This window comes from Candidatus Zixiibacteriota bacterium, from assembly GCA_029860345.1.
Taxonomy (GTDB): domain Bacteria; phylum Zixibacteria; class MSB-5A5; order GN15; family FEB-12; genus JAJRTA01.
This window is the reverse complement of the sequence record JAOUBJ010000004.1, coordinates 230,714-249,909: the sequence shown is the minus strand read 5'-3', so window position 1 is coordinate 249,909 and position 19,196 is coordinate 230,714. Positions and strand designations below refer to the sequence as shown.

13 protein-coding genes are annotated in these 19,196 nt (G+C 53.5%); 6 read left to right on the top strand and 7 right to left on the bottom strand.

Annotation, left to right across the window (positions count from 1 at the left end; all coding sequences use genetic code 11):
- Positions 1-259 precede the first annotated feature (259 nt).
- Positions 260-4,396, bottom strand: a complete 4,137-nt coding sequence (locus OEV49_06185) for a PAS domain S-box protein (GenBank protein ID MDH3890654.1) — start codon at positions 4,394-4,396, stop codon at positions 260-262.
- 316 nt (positions 4,397-4,712) lie between these two features.
- Positions 4,713-6,797, bottom strand: coding sequence for a sulfatase-like hydrolase/transferase (locus tag OEV49_06180; protein ID MDH3890653.1), 2,085 nt, complete (start codon positions 6,795-6,797; stop codon positions 4,713-4,715).
- Between the two features lie 334 nt (positions 6,798-7,131).
- On the opposite strand from OEV49_06180, the gene OEV49_06175 reads away from it, so the two are divergent.
- The 6 genes from OEV49_06175 (at position 7,132) to OEV49_06150 (ending at position 13,271) form a co-directional block, all read left to right on the top strand.
- Entirely contained in the window at positions 7,132-7,734 is a 603-nt protein-coding gene (locus tag OEV49_06175; protein MDH3890652.1) for a sigma-70 family RNA polymerase sigma factor, read from the top strand.
- Positions 7,715-7,963: a zf-HC2 domain-containing protein gene (locus OEV49_06170; protein MDH3890651.1), complete on the top strand. Its 249-nt coding sequence runs from the start codon at positions 7,715-7,717 to the stop codon at positions 7,961-7,963. Before OEV49_06175 ends, OEV49_06170 begins: the two co-directional genes overlap by 20 nt.
- A 654-nt stretch (positions 7,964-8,617) precedes the next feature.
- Complete coding sequence (locus OEV49_06165) at positions 8,618-10,933, top strand: MMPL family transporter (protein ID MDH3890650.1); 2,316 nt, start codon at positions 8,618-8,620, stop codon at positions 10,931-10,933.
- 23 nt (positions 10,934-10,956) lie between these two features.
- Entirely contained in the window at positions 10,957-11,754 is a 798-nt protein-coding gene (locus OEV49_06160) for an outer membrane lipoprotein-sorting protein (GenBank protein MDH3890649.1), read from the top strand.
- 12 nt (positions 11,755-11,766) lie between these two features.
- Positions 11,767-13,014 carry a hypothetical protein gene (locus OEV49_06155; GenBank protein ID MDH3890648.1) on the top strand — a complete coding sequence of 416 codons (1,248 nt, stop codon included), beginning with the start codon at positions 11,767-11,769 and terminating at the stop codon, positions 13,012-13,014.
- Between the two features lie 68 nt (positions 13,015-13,082).
- Entirely contained in the window at positions 13,083-13,271 is a 189-nt protein-coding gene (locus tag OEV49_06150) for a DUF2892 domain-containing protein (protein ID MDH3890647.1), read from the top strand.
- 1,251 nt (positions 13,272-14,522) lie between these two features.
- Here OEV49_06150 and OEV49_06145 read toward each other — a convergent pair.
- From OEV49_06145 to OEV49_06125, 5 genes are all read right to left on the bottom strand, one after another.
- Positions 14,523-14,930, bottom strand: a complete 408-nt coding sequence (locus tag OEV49_06145) for a hypothetical protein (protein MDH3890646.1) — start codon at positions 14,928-14,930, stop codon at positions 14,523-14,525.
- A gap of 158 nt (positions 14,931-15,088) precedes the next feature.
- On the bottom strand, positions 15,089-15,919 hold the full coding sequence (locus OEV49_06140; protein MDH3890645.1) for a damage-inducible protein D: 831 nt from the start codon (positions 15,917-15,919) through the stop codon (positions 15,089-15,091).
- A 115-nt stretch (positions 15,920-16,034) separates the two neighbouring features.
- Entirely contained in the window at positions 16,035-16,934 is a 900-nt protein-coding gene (locus OEV49_06135; GenBank protein MDH3890644.1) for a DUF58 domain-containing protein, read from the bottom strand.
- Positions 16,935-17,098: 164 nt separating this feature from the next.
- Positions 17,099-17,551, bottom strand: a complete 453-nt coding sequence (locus OEV49_06130) for a GNAT family N-acetyltransferase (protein ID MDH3890643.1) — start codon at positions 17,549-17,551, stop codon at positions 17,099-17,101.
- Positions 17,552-17,652: 101 nt separating this feature from the next.
- Complete coding sequence (locus tag OEV49_06125) at positions 17,653-19,116, bottom strand: DUF1566 domain-containing protein (GenBank protein MDH3890642.1); 1,464 nt, start codon at positions 19,114-19,116, stop codon at positions 17,653-17,655.
- Positions 19,117-19,196 lie beyond the last annotated feature (80 nt).

Genomic DNA, 19,196 nt, shown 5'->3' with positions numbered 1-19,196 from the left:
AGGTTGGGCGGGAATCATCGTGTTCGGGTCGTATATGGGACGAAGTTTCGCGCATGTCTTTGATCGCCTACTGGTTGCCCGGGCGGCGGGCAAGCCCGTTTTTTGCGCTCCGCGCGTGCTGCCGTAAGAAGTGCTTGCGTGAGTAACAAGGTGCGAAACACAAAAAGTGATTTAGCACCCCCAAACCGGGTTTGAGGGTGCCACCCGCATCGTTTGTTGATAGAAGTTTCGCGCATGTCGTCCACTGCTGCTGGTTTTGCTAAGACGCGGATTGCACTCGATCCAACTCCTTGCGGACCGCGTGGGCCAGCGACTTGATGGTCAGGGGCTTGCGCACAAAAACACCGGCGCCCAGATTCAACGTTTCCTGAACCCTGTCACTTTCGGCATAACCGGACACGATGATAGACTTCTGGTCGGGATGCAGGCGGAGGATCTGCCGATAAGCTTCGGCGCCGTCGATTCCGCCCGGCATGATCATATCGAGTATTACCAGGTCACAGGAACTCTCTTTGAGCAGATTGACAGCAGCTTCACCGCACTCGACCGCCGAGGCGTCGTACCCCAGTTTCTTCAACAAGGTCACGGTAACATCGCGCTGGAATGGGTCGTCGTCGACCACCAGCACCTTTTCATCCCCGCCGACAATGTGATCGTCGCCGGGATCGATCAAAATCGATTCACGAGAGGCCGGGAAATAAAGAAAGAACGATGTTCCTTCACCGGGAGAACTGTACAAATCAATGTGGCCGCGATGGTCCTCCATTACGGCATGTACAATACTCAACCCAAGTCCGGACCCGCGTCGCCTGTCGGTCGTTTTGGTAGTAAAAAACGGTTCGAAAATCCGGCTCATGAGATCATCCTGCAGTCCGCTGCCGGTATCCGAGACGGTCAGTTTTACATACTCTCCCATGGGGATGGGGCCGTAGACTCCAACCATGTTGTCCAGATAGAAATTCTCCGTCTTGACAGAGAGACGTCCGATATCCTGCATGGCGTCGCGGGCGTTGGCCATGATATTGGCTATGGCGCGGAAAACCTGGGAGGCGCCGCCTTTGACCGGCATGAGATTCTCGGCCAGTTCAACCTCGACCGCCAGAGTTGACGGCAAGGGGCTGAGTTGTTTGACGACTTGCCTGACCGTATCGTTGAGCGAGAACGGCGCCACGGTATAGTGCCCTCGTCGCCCCAGGGTAAGCAGTTGCTGGTTTATTTCGGCGATCTGCTCGGCCGCGTTTTCGATCTTGTCGACAAAGTCACGCGCATCGTCGCCTTCGGGCAAAGCCTCTTTGATGAACGAAGGGTAAGCCATGAGCGGCGCCAACAGATTGTTGAAATCGTGGGCCACCTGACCGGCGATACGGCCGGCTGTTTCCAGTCGTTGGGCGCGCACAGCCAGTTCCTGCAGGCGTTTGGTGTCGGTGATGTCCCTGAACACCAGCACCACGCCGATCGTCCGACCTTCCGGGTCACGTATAGGCGCGCCGCTGTCGTCGATGGATCGCTCGGTGCCGTCTTTGGCGATCAAAAGCGTTTGCCGTGTGAAACCAATCACTTTGCCGGTCTGGACCACTCTGGTCACCGGACTATCCATGTCCTGACGTGTTTCAGCGTCGATGATTCTGAAAACCGCCCCCAATGGTTGACCCACCGCCTCGGACTCTTTGTACTCCGTAAGCTGCTCAGCCATTTTGTTGAACAGAACCACGTTTCCTTCGATGTCGGTGGCGATAACGGCATCCCCAATGGAAGAAAGTGTCACGGCCAGTCGTTCACGCTCTTTGGCCAGCGCATCCTCCGCCTGTTGGCGGTCGGTGATATCTCTAAAGGTGCAGACGAAATGCCTATGGTCCACCCGGAAGCAGGAGATGTCAAAGGCCATGTTGAGATCGTCGCCCTCGTAGTAGAAGTCCTCAATATGGGCCGGTTTGCCGGTAGCCATTACCTCGGCATAACGATCCATCAAACCGCGCTCGATCACGTTTGGAAACAACTCCAATACTCTCTTGCCGACGATGTCGACAGCCTTCACGCCGGTAATCTTCTCGGCGGCGGGATTCCAGTCGACAAATCGATAGTCGATCATCCGGCCATTTTCATCAAAGATCCCCCCATGCAGTGCATAGGCATCCATCATGTTAGCTATGGAGAGTTTGAATTTGTCGGCGACTTCCTTTTCTTTGCGGACAGCCTCCTGGCCTCTTTCCTGCTGTGCGATACTATGAAGAGCAAAGGCGATGTCACCGGCGACTTCCTCAAAAAGCGCAATCTCATCGGGATCATCCACTAACGCCTTGGGGATGGCGGCCACCAGGTAGCCAAAGGAGTCATCCTCATGGGTCAACTTGGTGCTGAGGATACCTGCGTCAAAATCCAGAACGACATGCGGACAATCGCCACATTCGCTCGAATCTCTTAGTATAGCCACCGTTTCGACATCCCTCGCCCGCAGGCAACAGTTGGGCCATTCGCCGCGATCGAATTTCTCGGCCAGAGATTCAAAACTCTCGTCGAGACCCGCCTGGCAGGCAAAGGTAGAACCTGATTCCCGGCCGCCCAGCACCATGAAGGCAAAGAAGAAGCCGCGTGTCTCCACCAGGCATTGGCATGCTTTTTGGGCCAGCTTGTGAGGTTCTTTTTCGCGAGTTATCAACTGATTGACATTGCGCACAGCCAGCAAAACTGAGTTGAGATGCTCGATACGACTTTCGGCCTGGCGACGTTCACTAATATCATGGAAGACTAAAATCGAACCCAGAATTTCGCCGGATTCTCCCTTGATCGGCGCGCCGCTGTCGTCAATCGGCTGAACCGTGCCGTCTTTTGCGATCAGGGAAGTGTGGTTGGCCAGCCCGACGATGACTCCCTCACTCAGTACACGCACGACCGGATTATCCGCCTTCTCACCGGTGTCTTCATTGACGATCTCAAACACATCCTCAATCGACTTTCCCTCGGCCTCGGAAAGCGTCCAGCCCGTCATTCTTTCTGCAATCGGATTCATGAAGGTTATATTGCCGGCCAGGTCGGTGGCGATTACGCCGTCACCGATAGAGCGCAGTGTGACGGCCAGATGTTCTCGCTCTGTACTCAGTTCTTTGGTGCGAAGCCTCACCTCCTCGCCCAATTCCTGATGCCAGGACTGGATTCGTTGAATCATGGTGTTGAATGTGGCCCCCAGGCGCCCCACTTCGTCGGCTGAAGTTACCGTGGCGCGCGCTGAAAGATCACCATCGGTAACAGCGTTAGCCGTTGTTACCAGATTCCGGATAGGACGGGTCAGCCAATTGGTAGTCAGTGCGATTAAGATAAGGGACAAAAGGGTCCCAAGAATACTTATGCCTACGACATACGATATTTCCTCACGCAAATCGGCGAAGATTTCCTGCTCATCCTGTTTGACCACCAGCCCCCAACCTATTTCGGTTGACAGCCTGAGATGCCGGTAGGCGGCCAGGACAGCTACGCCACGATAGTCCCGGGCTCTGATAATTCCTTCTTCCCCCCGAGAAGCAAACCTGGCCGGCTCCGCCTCAATCTGGTATTCCAGCGGTCGAGCCATACTGCCATCGGTCAAAGGATGTTTCAGCGAGGCCAGAATCCGCGTATCGCTGTTGATCAATAACGCCTCTCCGGTTCTGCCGAGACCTTCGCCAGTTTGCAGGATAGGGCGGAGGACTTTGTCCGGATCAATAGCCAGCGTCATCACGGCGACCGCCTCTCGGGGTTCACCCGAGCCGGTCGCAGGCCCAAAGATCAAACTGGAAAACAGGAGTCGTGGTTTTCCGGTCACAGAGTCGCGCTTGATGTCGGTGACATGAACTTCCCCGGCAACGCGCAGGGATTTGTAGTAGTCTCGATCGATTATCGACCACCCGACCAGAGTTGTGTCGCTGGATACCATGACCAGGCCAAAGTGGTGATCAGCAATTGAGACCGTTTCGAAATCACCGTAGGCATCTCGCATGCGCCTGAGTTGTGCCTGGACTTCTGAGTACAGATCGCTCGTCTGCATACTTGCCCATAAGCGGTCACCACTCAATCCCCTACCTATTTCACGATGCAGAAGCTCGTCCAACCGAGTCGCCTGAGATTCTATAGTGGGCGCCTGCGAAGCCAGCCTCAGATCACGGCTGCGCTCATCCAACCAAGCCAACAGTTGCCCCTTTTTAAGGTCGGCCAAGAGTCCTAACTGCCCAAATCGGAGAGCCTGCTGATTGTTGAATTCACCATCAAATCCGGAAAACGGCAAACCGTATGCCTTTGTCAAGCCGATACCGATAAGTGTGATGATGAACAGCATTCCAAACGAGATTAGGATTTTCATGCGTAAGCCGACAAAACCGGAAGGCTGAGAGTTTACACCGGAATCTCTGTGGTCGGATTCAGTCATCGTCATCTCCCAAAGATATCAAACCAAACACGGCAAAAGAGACCAGCGTCCTCATCTTTCGGGATAGCACAACAGCTATCCGACCATCGACAACTCCCTCATCGGCCATCACCACTCCAGTTTCTATGCTGCCTAGACGTGAAGAAAAGACAAATACTGTGGGCATGTCACGCCAGAATCCTTTACCAGGCTTGCCAAGCTCCCGACATCTCTGCCGAATATGAACTCGGCTTGACTCTGTGAAACCACGTAAGTTAAGAGTTTACACCCTTCTTGGCGGTTGTGTCAAGTCAAATCGTTCGACCGGCCCGGCCGATTATCGAGATACCTCTCCAATCAGCTTAGCTGATCGCACCGGGCGACTCATGTTTTCATAGGCTGTTTTGAACATGGCGGCCGCTTTGTCCAGATATGGACGGGCCAGCTCGTGCTCACTTTTGGCCAGGTCGACAGTGAGGTCGTCGAGTCGGTAGCACGAGCCCGGCTCGCCTCGGAGACGGTAAATGCTGTAGTAATCACCTTCAATATAGCCCACCCTGAACCACTCGGAAAACTGGGCAAAGTCGGTGATTGGCGCCAGGCTGTCCAGCAGGTCGTGCCCAAAACTATAATTGTCATAATCCAGACGCACCTGTCCCATAACCGTGGCCAGGATATCAAGCTGACCGCCCAGTCGATCAATACGTCTTCCAGCCGGTAACCGGTGATCGGTGTCGATTATCAAAAGCGGGATTTGCAGGTAGCTGAGGTCCAGGTCTAATGTCGGTGCAAAGGGCGTGCCGTTGTCGGCCGTTATGAATATCAGGGTATTGGACATGGCAGGATCGTTTTGAATCTGCCGCACGAACCGCCCCAGCGCCCAGTCGGAATACTTGAAAGCATTCAGTTCATCGCTTCTGTCTACATCCTCCGGAATGCGCTCAAACGGCACATCGGGGACCTGCCAGGGTCCATGGTTGGAAGTGGACAAGAGCATCGCGAAAAAGCGGTCATGTTTACCCTGGCTCAGCACCTCGACAGCCCGATCGAACAAGATATGATCCGGTACGCCCCACGTGCCTATCCATTCATCGGGATCGAAATCGAGCGATGAGTACATGCGGTTGACGCCGTTGGACATGGTGAAGCCCTGCATGTTGTCAAAGTGTGGATCGTGGGTGGTGAAAAACAACGTCTGATAGTCATGACCCTTGAGAATAGCCGCCAATGAATGAAAGTGCGTGTGTCCCGGCACTTGCTTCATCACCAGTTCCGTGAATTGGTGGGGATACCCGGTTAGGGTGCTGAACACGCCGGTGTAGGTATGCATCCCGGCCGAATAGAAATTCGTAAACAGGATACCCTCGGCCGCCAGAGAATCGAAGCAAGGAGACAAATCATGTGGAAAGCGGTTGTCCAGCGCACCCAATTTGGTATTGCCGAATGATTCCATCACTACCAGGATTACATTCGGTGGATCGTCGTTGGGTGGCGCGAAACGCACCGGCCTGAGAATCTTCTCATCGCTTCGATGTACCAGACTATCGGGCAAACCCAGCAATCGTCGCACCATCGGTTCGCCGCCGGATGATTGCACAGTGGCCATCATTTCTTCCAACCGACCTTTGTCGCGCGCATCGTATATGGCGTCGCGCCAAAACGTGAAGGCCGGATTCAATGCCAACTGGTTGGCAAAATCGTATTCGGAAAAGTAAGCCACGCCGGTTCGGATGGGCGACTTGTCAGCCAAGCGACCGCGGGCGCCGACAAACAACAACGCCGCAACCAACGGCAGGTAAACCCAGTGCAGCCAGATTGGAGCCTCCTTTTGGCTCATCAGCAGCCGGGCTTGCAGGCGCCGCATCAACCAGACGAATCCAAGCAGCACGACCAAAATCAGCAGGAAATACCAGATTACCGGAAACATGTTCCAGGCCATAGATAGAACCATGTCCGGCGTGTCGCGCCAGGTGAGGGCCATACCGTTGAGACGGGAATTGAAAAATGAAAAGAACTCCAGGTCTATCACGTGCATGAAAAAGATGACGGCGGCCACGGCTGTCATAAAGGCCAGATGAACTCGTCGCACCCAGGTCCTTCGTGTGATTTCCAGCCAAGGGATGATCGACAGAACGTAGAAGACCACGGTTAGGTAGCAGGCGATCACAAGATCGAAACGCAAACCGATCAGGAACGACTTGAACAGATCAACTCCCGGTACCGCCGCCGCCAGGTCCCATTGTCTGATAAGCAAGGCCAAACGCCACAGTTCAAAAAAGCAAGCCAGCACGACCACGGTGGCCAGCGCGTACAAGGCCGGTCCGGAAAGATACTTGGCAGGGAGACCGAGTAGCCGATGGTTTGAGCTGTTCATGCGGGCCATGATGCAGATATCAGAGCCGCTTGTCAAGAGTGGGTTCATTTGTTACGCAGTGTTCGTGCGACCGATTGCCGGTGCTGTCAGGCGACTCGCCTGGGGTCCGCGAATGATGTGTTCGCACCACCCGCCATTCCTTGTGCGTGGAGTACGTCCTCGTGCGCCACGTGGGTACAGCGACGACGGGTAGCCGTGTTTGTCACCCCGGCGAAGGCCGGGGTCCATCTTTTCCTCTGCCGTCATGCCACCCTGCGTGACGGCTCTTGTAGGTCAGGACCCTTGTGGTCCTGACGCGGTCAAGGCAGGTTCACGCCGCCGCTCACCATGCGCCACAATTGTTTTATGTGGTTCTGAATCGTTTTGCCTATATTGCCGTCAAATGAATGAGAAGCAATTAGTAGCCCAGGCCAAAGCCGGCGACTTTGATGCCTTTGCCAAACTGATCGAGGCCAATAAGCAAAAAGTTTTCGCCCTCATCCGAAGGTTGGCCGGCAACAACGAAGATGCCGAGGATATTTTGCAGGAGAGTTTCCTGAAAGCGATTGACAAGATCGATCAGTTCCGCCAGGAATCGACCTTCGGCACCTGGTTGTCAAGTATCGCTCTCAACCAGGCCAGAGCCTTGCATGCAAAAAGTAAGCAAGCCGATTTGAAGCCGATTGAAGAGTATCTTCCCGGCGGTTCAACGCACGGTGATGGTCATCATGATAGTCTGCGACTGTTCGATTGGAAGGACCCACATCAACTGATGGAGTCGCGCGAAATCAAACAGTTGGTCGATGATGCCGTGGCGGCGTTGCCCTACAAATACCGCGAAGCATTTCTTTTGCGCTATGTCGAAGAACTGTCGGTGAAAGAGGTGGCCGGGTTGACCAACCAAAGCGTCGCCTCGGCCAAGTCTCGTATCCTGCGCGCCCGGCTGGCCTTGCGTGAGACGTTGTCTTCAGAATTCGAGGATCGTTATGGCAAAAAAGTGTCCTGACTACATACAGAGTCTCAACGACTATCTCGATGGCGGCGTTGATCCCGAACTGTGCGCCGAGATCGAGTCGCATATAGGCCAATGTGACAACTGCCGAATCATGGTCGACAGCCTCAGGCAAACGGTCACACTGTGCCGCGACGGTAAAGAAGAACCGTTGCCTGCTGCTCTCAATGAAAAACTAACCGGCTTGCTTCGCGAACGCTGGAACAAGAAGTTCGGGCCATAAATGGCTTACTGCGCTTCGCGGTGATAAATCACTTTTTGGTGCATCGCGCGTTGCGCAAAAAACAGGGCTTGACCCTGTCACGCTGAGCAGAGTCGAAGGGCGACAATGGCTGGGTGGCACCCTCAAGCCCGGCTTGGGGGTGGATCTTGTTCACCGCACGTTTGTCATCTCACCCTGCGATTTGTGCGTGGTGTACGTTCTCGTGCGCCACGTGGGTACAGCGACGACGGGTGGCCGTGTTTGTCACCCCGGCGAAGGCCGGGGTCCATCTTCTCTTGTGCCGTCATGCGACCCCGCGTGACGGCTCTTGTAGATCAGGACCCTTGTGGTCCTGACGCGGTCAAGGCGGGCCCACGCCGCGGCGTGAACCCGCCGAAGGGACAGACGAAGACGGCCACCAGTGACTTCCACTTGCCGCCCACAACCACATGCCGAGCGGAGTCGAAGCATGGCCAACCGTCCCCAACAAGGTTTGAGACGGCCACCCAGCACCCGCCAACAGAACCCACGGCATGTTGTGAGGTACCCGGGGGGCGGGCGGTGCGAGCAGCTCGAAAAACAGGGCTTGACCCAGTCCACTTTTTCTTGAATCATTTTCCAAAGCAACCTATCTAACGAGCTAAGTAAGAATAGAAGCCGAAAGAGACTCCGAATATGAAAAAAGCTCTTACCGAATTCGCCATTAAGAAACCTATCTGGGTTATTGTAATCGCGGTTTTGATCACCGCCTTTTTTGCTGCCCAGTTTCCCAAGATTCAAATCGATACCGATCCGGAGAATATGCTGGCCGAAGACGAGCCGGTGCGCGTTTTCGAACATGACATGAAAGAACTCTTCGGGCTGTCGGATTTTCTGGCCGTGGGAATTGTCAATGAACCGTCCGCTTTCACACCGGATATTCTCAATCGGATCTACCGGATTACCGCCGAGATTGAGGAAATCGACGGCGTGATATCCGAGGACATCATGGCTCCATCGACGGTCGACGATATCAATCAGGGCGAAGCCGGTGAGCTGATCATCGAATCGTTGATGGCCGACGAGATCGAAACACAGTCCGAGGCCGATCACATTTTTGCCCGCATTCAGGACAACGCCATTCTGCGTGGCAAGCTGGCCGGTGAGGACGGCAAAGCGATCGCCATCATGGTGCCGATTGAATCCAAGGACCAGTCGCGCCGGATCGCAACAGAAATACAGGCGATTGCAGACAAACATGCGGCTGGTTTCGAAGTACACATCGCCGGGCTGCCGATGGCTGAGGACTCATTCGGCGCCCAGATGTTCGCGCAGATGGCATACTCGGCCCCGGCCGCCATGCTGATCATATTCCTGCTTCTGTGGATACTGTTCCGAAAGGCAAAAGTCGTCGCGGGTCCCATGATTGTGGCTATGATGACGGTAATCTGGTCGATGGGTCTGTTGATTCTTACCGGCAACACCGTTCACATAATGTCTTCGATGATTCCGATTTTTCTCATGCCGATAGCAGTGCTGGACTCCGTTCACATTCTCTCTGAGTTTCACGATAATTACAGGAAGGGAAAATCCAAAGAAACCACTATCCGACAGACTATCTCGGAGCTTTTCACGCCGATGCTGTTTACATCCCTTACCACCTTCGCAGGTTTTCTCTCTCTGACACTGGCTCCCATTCCACCTGTTCAGGTTTTCGGTATCTTTGTTGCCTTCGGAATCCTGGTGGCCTGGCTGTTGTCGATAACTTTGAATCCGGCTATCGGGATGCTGATCTCTGAAAAGACGCTACGCAATTTCGGTGGCGAGGACAGTGAAAACAGTGCGCTCGCAAAAATCATGCACGGCTTTCGCGGCTTCTCTTATCGTCGCAACAAAGCCATCATTTTGGGTGCTTTGGCGCTTATGGTGATTTCTGCGGTGGGACTTTCGATGATCGTGGTCAACGACAATCCGGTCAAGTGGTTCAAGAGATCGCACCCGATCCGAGTCGCCGATGCCGCCATGAATATGCATCTGGCCGGAACCTACATGAATTACCTGGTGCTGGAAGGTGCCGAAGAAAATATCATGAAACGCCCCGACGTCCAGCATTATCTGGAAGCACTCCAGGACGATCTTGTCAAAAACGAAATAGTCGGCGCCGTGACCGGTCTGCCGGATATCGTCAAAAAGGTTCGCTATGAACTGTTCGGCGCGGATTCGTCCAAACTTACCCTGCCCGACAACGCGAATGAAATAGGTCAAATGCTGTTCCTTTACGAGATGTCCGGCGGTGACCCTGATGATCTGTTCAAATTTGTCACGCCGGAGTACGATCAGGTGAATCTCTGGGTTCAAATGAAAAACGGCGACAACCTGGCCGTGTCATCGGTAGTCGAGCGGGGGGATAGGTATCTCGCTGAACACCCGCTGCCGGATGGAATCACCGCCCGTTGGGCAGGTCTGCCGTACATAAATATCGAATGGCAAGATCAGATGGTAACGGGAATGCGCAACTCCCTGTTAGGGTCTTATGTGGTTGTGCTGATCATGATGATGTTCCTGTTCCGCTCATGGCGTTGGGGTTTGGCCTCGATGCTGCCGTTGACTATGACGATCATGGCCATCTACGCCTTTATCGGATATATCGGTAAACCCTACGACATGCCGGTGGCGGTGCTGTCATCGTTGACGCTCGGCCTGTCGATCGATTTCGCCATTCATTTCATCCAGCGCCTGCGCATGATACACAAACGAACCAACGATTTCCGGGCCTCGTTCGAAGAAGTGTTCGAGAGCACGGGGAGGGCTATCGCGCGTAACGTACTGGTTATCGCAATCGGTTTTGTGCCCATGTTATTCTCCAGCCTGGTTCCGTACATCACGGTCGGATCGTTTTTTCTGGCTATCATGATCGTATCAGGACTGGTCACCATGTTGCTGCTGCCGGCCGTTGCAAGGACCTTCCACAAAAAAATGCTGCCGACCACAAATACAAACAAGGGCGAGTAACTGAAATCAGGAGGAATACTACAATGAAAACTATTACGATTGTAACATCGCTATTGCTGAACTCTCTTCTTGTATCAACCCCGGTGTTTGCCCAAAGCGCCGACGATATTATGCAAAAGTCGCATCTGGCTTACTACTACGCCGCCGACGATGGCGTGGCTGAGGTCACCATGCGTATCGTAAGCAAACGCGGCAAAGAACGGATCAAGCAATTCGTTATGCTTAGGCTTGATGAAGAAGATGGCGGCAATCAAAGATACTACACCTATTTCCGGAAACCGTCCGACGTGTCCCGGCTGACCTTCATGGTACACAAATCGCCCCACGGAAACGATCAACGATGGATCTACGTACCGTCGGTTGACCTGGTGAAACCGATCTCGGCCGATGACAAGAATTCGAGCTTCGTAGGCTCACATTTCAGCTACGAGGATGTATCCGGTCGTCACTATGGTGAAGACAAACACACGCTGTTGTCCGACTCGACTTTGAACGAACGCGCCGTTTATGTCGTCCGGTCGGTCCCGAAAGAAAGCTACAAAGGGTTTGCACAGAAAATGACCTACGTCGACAAGGCGAACTTTCTACCGCTGAAAGAGGAGTATTTCGACAAAAAGGGTAACATGGTGCGCCTGTTCACAGCCGAGAGAGTCGAGGTTATCGACGGCATCACCACAATGACCGCCCGCTCGATGGAGAATCTGAAAAAGGGCGGCAAGACGCTGATTGAGTTTTCAAGTATCCGATACAATGTCGGCCTCGAGGCTTCTTTGTTCACCGAACGATATCTGAAAAACCCGCCTCGGGATTACATAAAGTAGGTGGTGCGGAACGTGAAGAAAATCCCAATCATAATCCTGACGTCGCTGGTGACTATGACCGGCTCGGCATTGGCCGAGGTATCTTTCGACGGATTCCTGCAGGCTCTTTACGGCGGGCGGCTCGACGAGTCCAACCCAACGGCCACCGAACAAACAGCCTCAGAGACGCGGATGCAACTTCGCGCCGAACATTACGGCGACGGGGCTGAGTTCTTCGGACGCCTGGACTTTCTCTACGATGGCGCCGACAGCGCCGGGTACTATTGGGAACTGCGCGAAGGATACATGAAATTCCGGCTGGGTAGCCATCTTGACTTCAAGGCAGGTCGACAGGTCCTTACCTGGGGCACCGGCGATCTGGTTTTTATCAATGACGTTTTCGCCAAAGACTATCGGTCGTTCTTTGTGGGACGTGACGATCAATATTTGAAGGCGCCGCAGAATGCTATCCGAGCGGATTTCTATTCCGCTATTGGTTCATTGTCACTTGTGTGGACGCCTCGGTTCGAACCCAATCGTTTGCCTACGGGACGACGGTTGAGCTATTTCAACGGCATGACAATCGTCGGTGAAGGATTCTATCTCGATCCACCCAGGCCGGACCCGAAGTTTGAAAACAGCGAGATAGCACTGAGGCTGAGCCGTCGCATTGGGTCCTGTGCCGCTGCTCTATATTTCTACCATGGATTCTACAAGAACCCGCTGGGGGTCACGGTTGTTGGCAATATGATGACACCGCTGTATCCGAAACTGAATCTGTACGGCGCTTCGTTGCGCGGACCTTTGGCCGGTGGGATAGTCTGGTTGGAAACCGGGTACTTCGACTCGCGTCAGGACAAACGAGGCAAAAACCGACTGATGCCGAATTCATCGGTCACCGGCATGATCGGCTTTGAACGACAGATCGCTACCAATTTGACTGTCAACGCCCAGTGGCAGATTGACATCATGTCCGACTGGACCACCTATCAAGAACAGCAGAGCGCCGCAGCCGCTTTTGTTCGCGATGAAACCAGGCACCTGATTACTTCGCGCGTAACCAGACTGCTCTATGATGAACTGCTCACATTATCGATGTTTGTCTTCTACTCTCCCACTGACGAAGACGGCCACCTGAGAACCTCGGCCGAGTACAAGTACTCAGACGAACTATCGATAGCTGCCGGGGCCAATGTTTTTGAAGGTCGGCATGAAGCAACCGAGTTTGGGCAGTTTGATAAGAACGACAATGTCTACCTGAAACTTACGTATGGTTTTTGAGGATGGTCATCGCTCTGAGGTCCATATTGGAGCGCTGGATTGATTGGTCATAATAGAAAGGTGTTAAGATGTCTGTAGAAAACATGGTAAGACTATTGGCGGGGTCATTTGTGCTGCTGTCCCTGACTTTGTACTATCTGGTGTCGCCTTACGGTTTGCTCCTGGCGGCCTTTGTCGGACTCAATCTGATTCAGTCTTCTTTCACGAAATTCTGCCCGGCTGAAATGTTTTTCAATAAGATCTTCTTCAGCAAGTAGCCGCTTCCGACTGCTTACAATAAAAACGCGCGGGAAGTCCGGTTGACCCGCGCGTCGTGCAGCAAGAGGATCGGAATCAGAGAGACTGATTCCTGCAAAGAAGTTTTTTTCTCTTAAGTCACTTTTTCCACTTTATAGTTGGGCGAATAGAGCAAGAGGTGGGGAGGGTCTTGACCTCCCCACCTCAGTCTGGATTATTGACGAACGAAATCCTGTCCGTTCAGCCCCCTTTTGGTCTGTGTCGAGTCAGTCCCCCTTTTGATGCCCACCAGACACTGCCAGTCTACCCGCGCTCCCAAACGACGACCCGATTTCTGTCCCGACGACGCCCCTGTGTTAGCCACCCTTTTTGCCCCCACGTCGAACAGGCCTGTTCCCCCTGGTCGTTTTTTGGAGCTGTTGTATGTCATAGTCCCAGACTGCCATAATTGTGGCCGGAGCGGCGGATGTAGTGATCCCGATGCAGTGCCGAAACCGCACCGACCAAGAACATTCATCCTCCCAAGAGTCACCGCACCGCTTCGGATTGGAGCATGTTGCTGCTCAGTTGAGTTTAAGAAAAGGTGGGAGAGAGGGCCGTTGAGAGCCAAACCGAATTCTCTCTTGCGATCGAATCCGAGCCGACAACGGGTCCCGACCTCCCCCCTTCGCTTGACCGCAACGCCCCACTTAGAAAGTACTGCGGTCATAACCTCACACCCGCCGTCCCTGGCGCCAGAAGTGAATCCTGATTTCGTTGCGACTTGACCGCCGCTTACCTCCCACACAGGATCACCTCTGTCTAGCCTCCTTTGACCAAACCGTACCGCGGCCCCCTTGGCTGAAAAGCGGTTAAGCACCCCTATCTCCGGATTCAACTTCGAGACCGTCAGCCCCCGTCGACGGCCATGTTGAACGCCCCCGGTTCCGTGCTTTGATGTCGCAACGCCGTTGTGTTGTTTCGTCAGAGTTGTCAGCATCATCTTCCCAGCTTTGCCTAGCGGCGGTTTGTGCGCCGGTTGTATTCCAACCAGATTCTACCCCCTTGATTCGGCAATAACCGAAGTGACTGGACAGGACATGAACGAGTACAAAATGGCCACCTTAGATAGCCATTTTGTCCTTCATCCTATTGAATCGTAACACCGGCCCGGATGACGAGCCAGGCAGGCCGAAACCGCTGAAAATCAGACGTTGTCCCCCTGAGCGCAGTCGAAAGGTGAGCGCCGTCGAAGGCGATAATTCGCATTTTTGCGCTTCGCACGCCTTCTGTCATTCCCGCGAATGCGGGAATCCATCTTTCCTTGGCGAATTACCCGCCACTCGACCGACCAGCAGAATCGCCACAAACATCAGCCCGAACGGTATCCATGTACCGATTGGGCTTTTGAACATATCGAAACTCTTTTCGATCAAGAGCGCCACGATCAGGACATCGAGGGTGATTACACAGCCAATAAACAGCCCAGCCGTTTGTACCGGTGTTGTGTATGCAAACTTCTTGAAGTATACGAACCATACACCTGCTGCGATGAATGGTGCCGCGACGAGATGCGCGATCAACGCTGTCTCTTCTGTCGAGACACTCAACCCGACTCCCATGACTGCGCCGCACAGCCCCCACGCGACTATAGCGTGGGCGAGGAAGATGACCACTTGTTTGGGTGAACTGTCATTCATGTATTCTCAACCTGTCTGTCTTTACCTTGTCTTCTCTACGGTCAGCCTGTCTTCTCTTCGGTACCCCACCCAGAGCGCCCCGCGGCGGGTGGGGGAACGATTTAGGCAAAATGAAAGCCCACATATCGGTGGGCTACACTGGGCCTAGGGCTTCGCGATTATTTGTTCTTCGGGGGTTTTTTGGGTTTGTCCATTTTGACAAACTTGCGACGAGTCTTCTTCAGCTCACTCTGAACTACTTTGATGTCGTCTGTTGCCGGTAGCTCCTCTGGCTTGATGCCACTGATGTCAATCATAGTCGCTCGCACTTTGCTCCCAACTTGTTGTGCTGCTTTTTCGAGGCCCATCTGCCCGCGGATTTCTTCTTTTCGGATTTTCTGCTCAGTTTGTGTAATTCGAAATAGATTGGCGGCTAGCTCTGTCTTGCCCATGTAGTCGAGCACACTTCTTTGCCCGGATACACCTTTGAGCAACTTGAGCTGCCTAAGATTCATATTGTACATGCCTCTATAACCGGCGTTCTGAAAGTAACCGTAGTTTGTCACACCCGCTTCGTTCGCCGTACTACTGAGGGCCTTTTCACGTCCGGTAACTTCTCCTCTAAGGACGACTCTTTCAACATTTTCGGACTCTTCCAGATATAGCCTGAAGCTTTCGGCGATGGTAACAAAGTAAGCTTGCGCCGAAGCAACCTGCGGCTTTCGAACGTCACCATTCATGGCCACGAGGTAACATGCAAAACGTGTTAGCTTGAAGTCTTCGGTTCCATCATCTTGCTTAAAACTGATGAAATTCTCGTGTACCGGAATATTCAAAGTGATGCATGCTGAGGTAGCTTTGTCAATTGCTTTACGGAATGTGGTCATCGTTTCATAGCCCAACATCCGCATTAAGTCAGAAGCAAGCCAGTATCGAAATCCATTGGAGCTTCCAAAATCCTCGAAGGAGGTCTGACCCTCCTCAAACGTGAATACATCCAATTGTGTCACAAATGAGATTCCTTCGGTTATTGGCTTCCCACTAACACAGCCTTCGGCTGTGCTTGCTGCAGGAGTTCAACTAAGATTACCGCCAACGCATCCCAATGTCAACAATATTCCCCCCCTAATACAACCGCTCCCGCTTGGCCAGGAAAGCATACAGAGCTTTGTCGAAAGGCATCGCGGTGTCGATCGGGTGGTAGTCGATGTTCGACTGGCGGCAGGCAGTAGCAATCTCGTCGGAAAAAGCAGTCACAGCATTGGCGTAGTGCTTCTTGATCTGGTAAGGCAGGGTGGTAACCTCTTCGCCGGTCTCCATATCTTTGAAAATCGCCTCGCGCGGGAATGCAAAATCACGTTCACGAGGATCGAGAATATGAAACAGGATCACCTCGTGACGATCATAGCGGAAATGCTTCAACCCCGAGATGATCGCCTCGGCATCGTCTAACAAGTCGGACATGATTATCACCAAGCCGCGCCGTTTGATCCGGTCGGCCATCTCGTGCAAAGTCTGTGAGACATTGGTGGTGTCGGACGGTTGCTGGCCGGCGATTTCGTTCAGCAGCACGTGCAGATGGCCGGCTTTCGAGCGCGGCGGAATATAGCGGCGGATTTTTTCGTCAAACGTGACCAGCCCCACGGCGTCACGCTGCCTTAACATCATGTAGGACATCGACCCAGCCAGCAACCCGGCGTAGTCCAGTTTGGTCATTCGTTCGCCCGACTGGTAGGCCATCGAAGCTGAGCAGTCGACCAGCAAGTACGCCTTGAGGTTGGTCTCTTCCTCGTACTGCTTGATGTAGAACCGGTCGGACTTGGCGTAAACTTTCCAGTCGATATCGCGGATGTTGTCACCCGGCATATACTGGCGATGCTCGGCGAACTCGACCGAGAAACCGTGGTAGGGCGACTTGTGCAGCCCGGCGATGAACCCCTCGACCACCATTCGGGCACGCAGTTCCATCCCCTTGAGTTTGGAGACCGTTTCCGGATCGAGATACTTGCGATAGTCAGTAGCCATTGGACTATTATACGGCAGAGCCGCCGGAAAGCCCACAGGAAAAGCGGGGATAGGGACGCAGCTTCTTCAGTAGGGCAGGTCTCTCTTCTCTTGGAGACCTGTCGGTAAAGGCGGGTTCGAAGTCGGACCCACCCTACCAATGTCAGGAGCGCAGGGCTCCTGACCTACTCCACTGTGACGTACTCCATCACAAAGTGGTTTTCTGTTTCCGATGTAGTGCAAAATCCCAGCCGTAGATAGAGGCTGATGACCGGATTGACTTTGAGAACACGCAGCCGAATCGGTTTCTGTGCAGCGGCTGCTTCCCGAATCAGTTCCTGAACAAGATGCGTACCGATGCCCTGGTTCTGGAATTCCGGTCGAATGTAAATTGAGTTGAATTTGATACAGTCCGGTCGACGGTCAACCGACAAGGCGCCGATATCTTGTTCGCCTAATGTGATAATCTTCTGTAGTCCGCTGGCCCACCGGCGCGAGAATTGTTGTCGCTGGAAGTCTTCGTCCCATCCCCAGGTCGACTCGATATAATCGCCAAGCGCCTGTCTCAGTGTCTCAAATCCAAACTCGGCATCTTCAGCAGTTGCGGGGCGGAGTTTGATCTTTGATAAGTCTGTCATTGTATCGTCGTATTAATCGCCGGGTCACACCCTCGACTTCGTCGAGTGCAAGACCCGGCGAAACGTGCGTCGTCAACCGCGAAGCGCAAGAGAGTGATTTATCACTCCGTATCTCGGACACAGCGGACATGGTTATAAATACGGATAACATCACCCTGCGGACCGTGTCCATACGGCCAGTCGTTGGGGTCACCGGCCTTGGGGTCCGAGCGTTGCGCGCCGGCGCCATGAACGTCCAGTAACTGCCATGGGCTGCCGGGTGGAATCTGCATCCAGCCAAAGGCCTGACCAAAACTAACGTAAGCCGCGCTGCCACCATTCATCATGTTCTCATGGGTAGTGCTCGACCAATAGTACGGGTAGTCGGTACCGCCACCTTCGTCGGTAATCTGGGAGCAGTAGAATAACGGGTCAATCGCGGCTGAACCGGTGGTCAAGGGCGAACGAGAATAGTCGACAATACTCTGCAATTCCTTAACACTGGGTAGTCGCCAGTTGTCGTGTCCCGCGTGCACAAGATTCTCGGCATAATCCAGTGCTTCCTCCCAGTTCAGAGCCGAGTCACTGTCGGTCTGTTGCCAGATGAGACCGGTAGCATTATCGGTGATTGTGCCGTCGAAGTTGTCGACGAAGTCATTGATGCCGTAGTTTGCGTTACCCCGGACATACTTGACATAGAAAGTCTTGTCCGATCCAAACAGGGTCAGGCCATAGCCCTTGATACGTCCATCCGCGAAATTCACGCCGAAAGCAGTTTCGTCATTGATCATCGTGGTCGTATCATACATCGTGCTGGAAACATATTGCGCATCAATCAGTCGCTCCCCGGCCGACTCATCCCCCCAGCCGAAATCGAAAAAAGCAGTGTCTATGAACGGAACCAACAGGCTGGGGTCGCCCTCATAACCGCTGGGGTCCAGACCACTGAACAGAATCAGCGAGTACTGTTCTTTGATGGTCGGCAGCCGCCAGTCGGTATGACCGGCCAGACTGAAACTGCTCGCCCCTGCCACCGCCTCATCGTAAGTCACTTTGTCATCGGCATCGATGTCTGAGTCACCGTCCATGTCGGCACTTTTCTGCCACATCAGACCCGTCACCAGATCAGTGATGGTGCTGTCGCCGTTATCGAGATAGGCCGGTGGGTTGCCTGGATACTGGCCGTTCTGACCATAAAACGACTGGCCGGAATCGGGACAAGCTATCTCGCTACTGTTGTTATAGCACGTCGTCTGATTGGTGCCGACCACGACATAGGTGAGGTCGTTGTTGATCGGGGCGCAGGTAGGTTCCGGTCCACTGTTGAACATAAAGTCAACCAGGTAGACTAAATCGGAAATATCTATTCCATTCAAGCCGTCGACATTGGCTACATCCATTTCAGGCGGCGGCGGGCCGCCGGTGAACATGTAGTCGACCAGCCAAACCAGGTCTGCGATGTCGGTACCGTTGTCGCCACCGTCTATATCACCACAGGAATAGCCAAACGTCCCGTCGGGCAGAGCCAGACAGACTATCATCAAAGCGGTGGTCGTGATTCGTTGATGTACGCTCGTCGGTTTCATGTTTCGACTCCCTGCGAGAAGTGGTCTGTCCTATTTGTGTTGTCGGTAATAGGACATGGTAGCGACAGAAAAGGATTAAT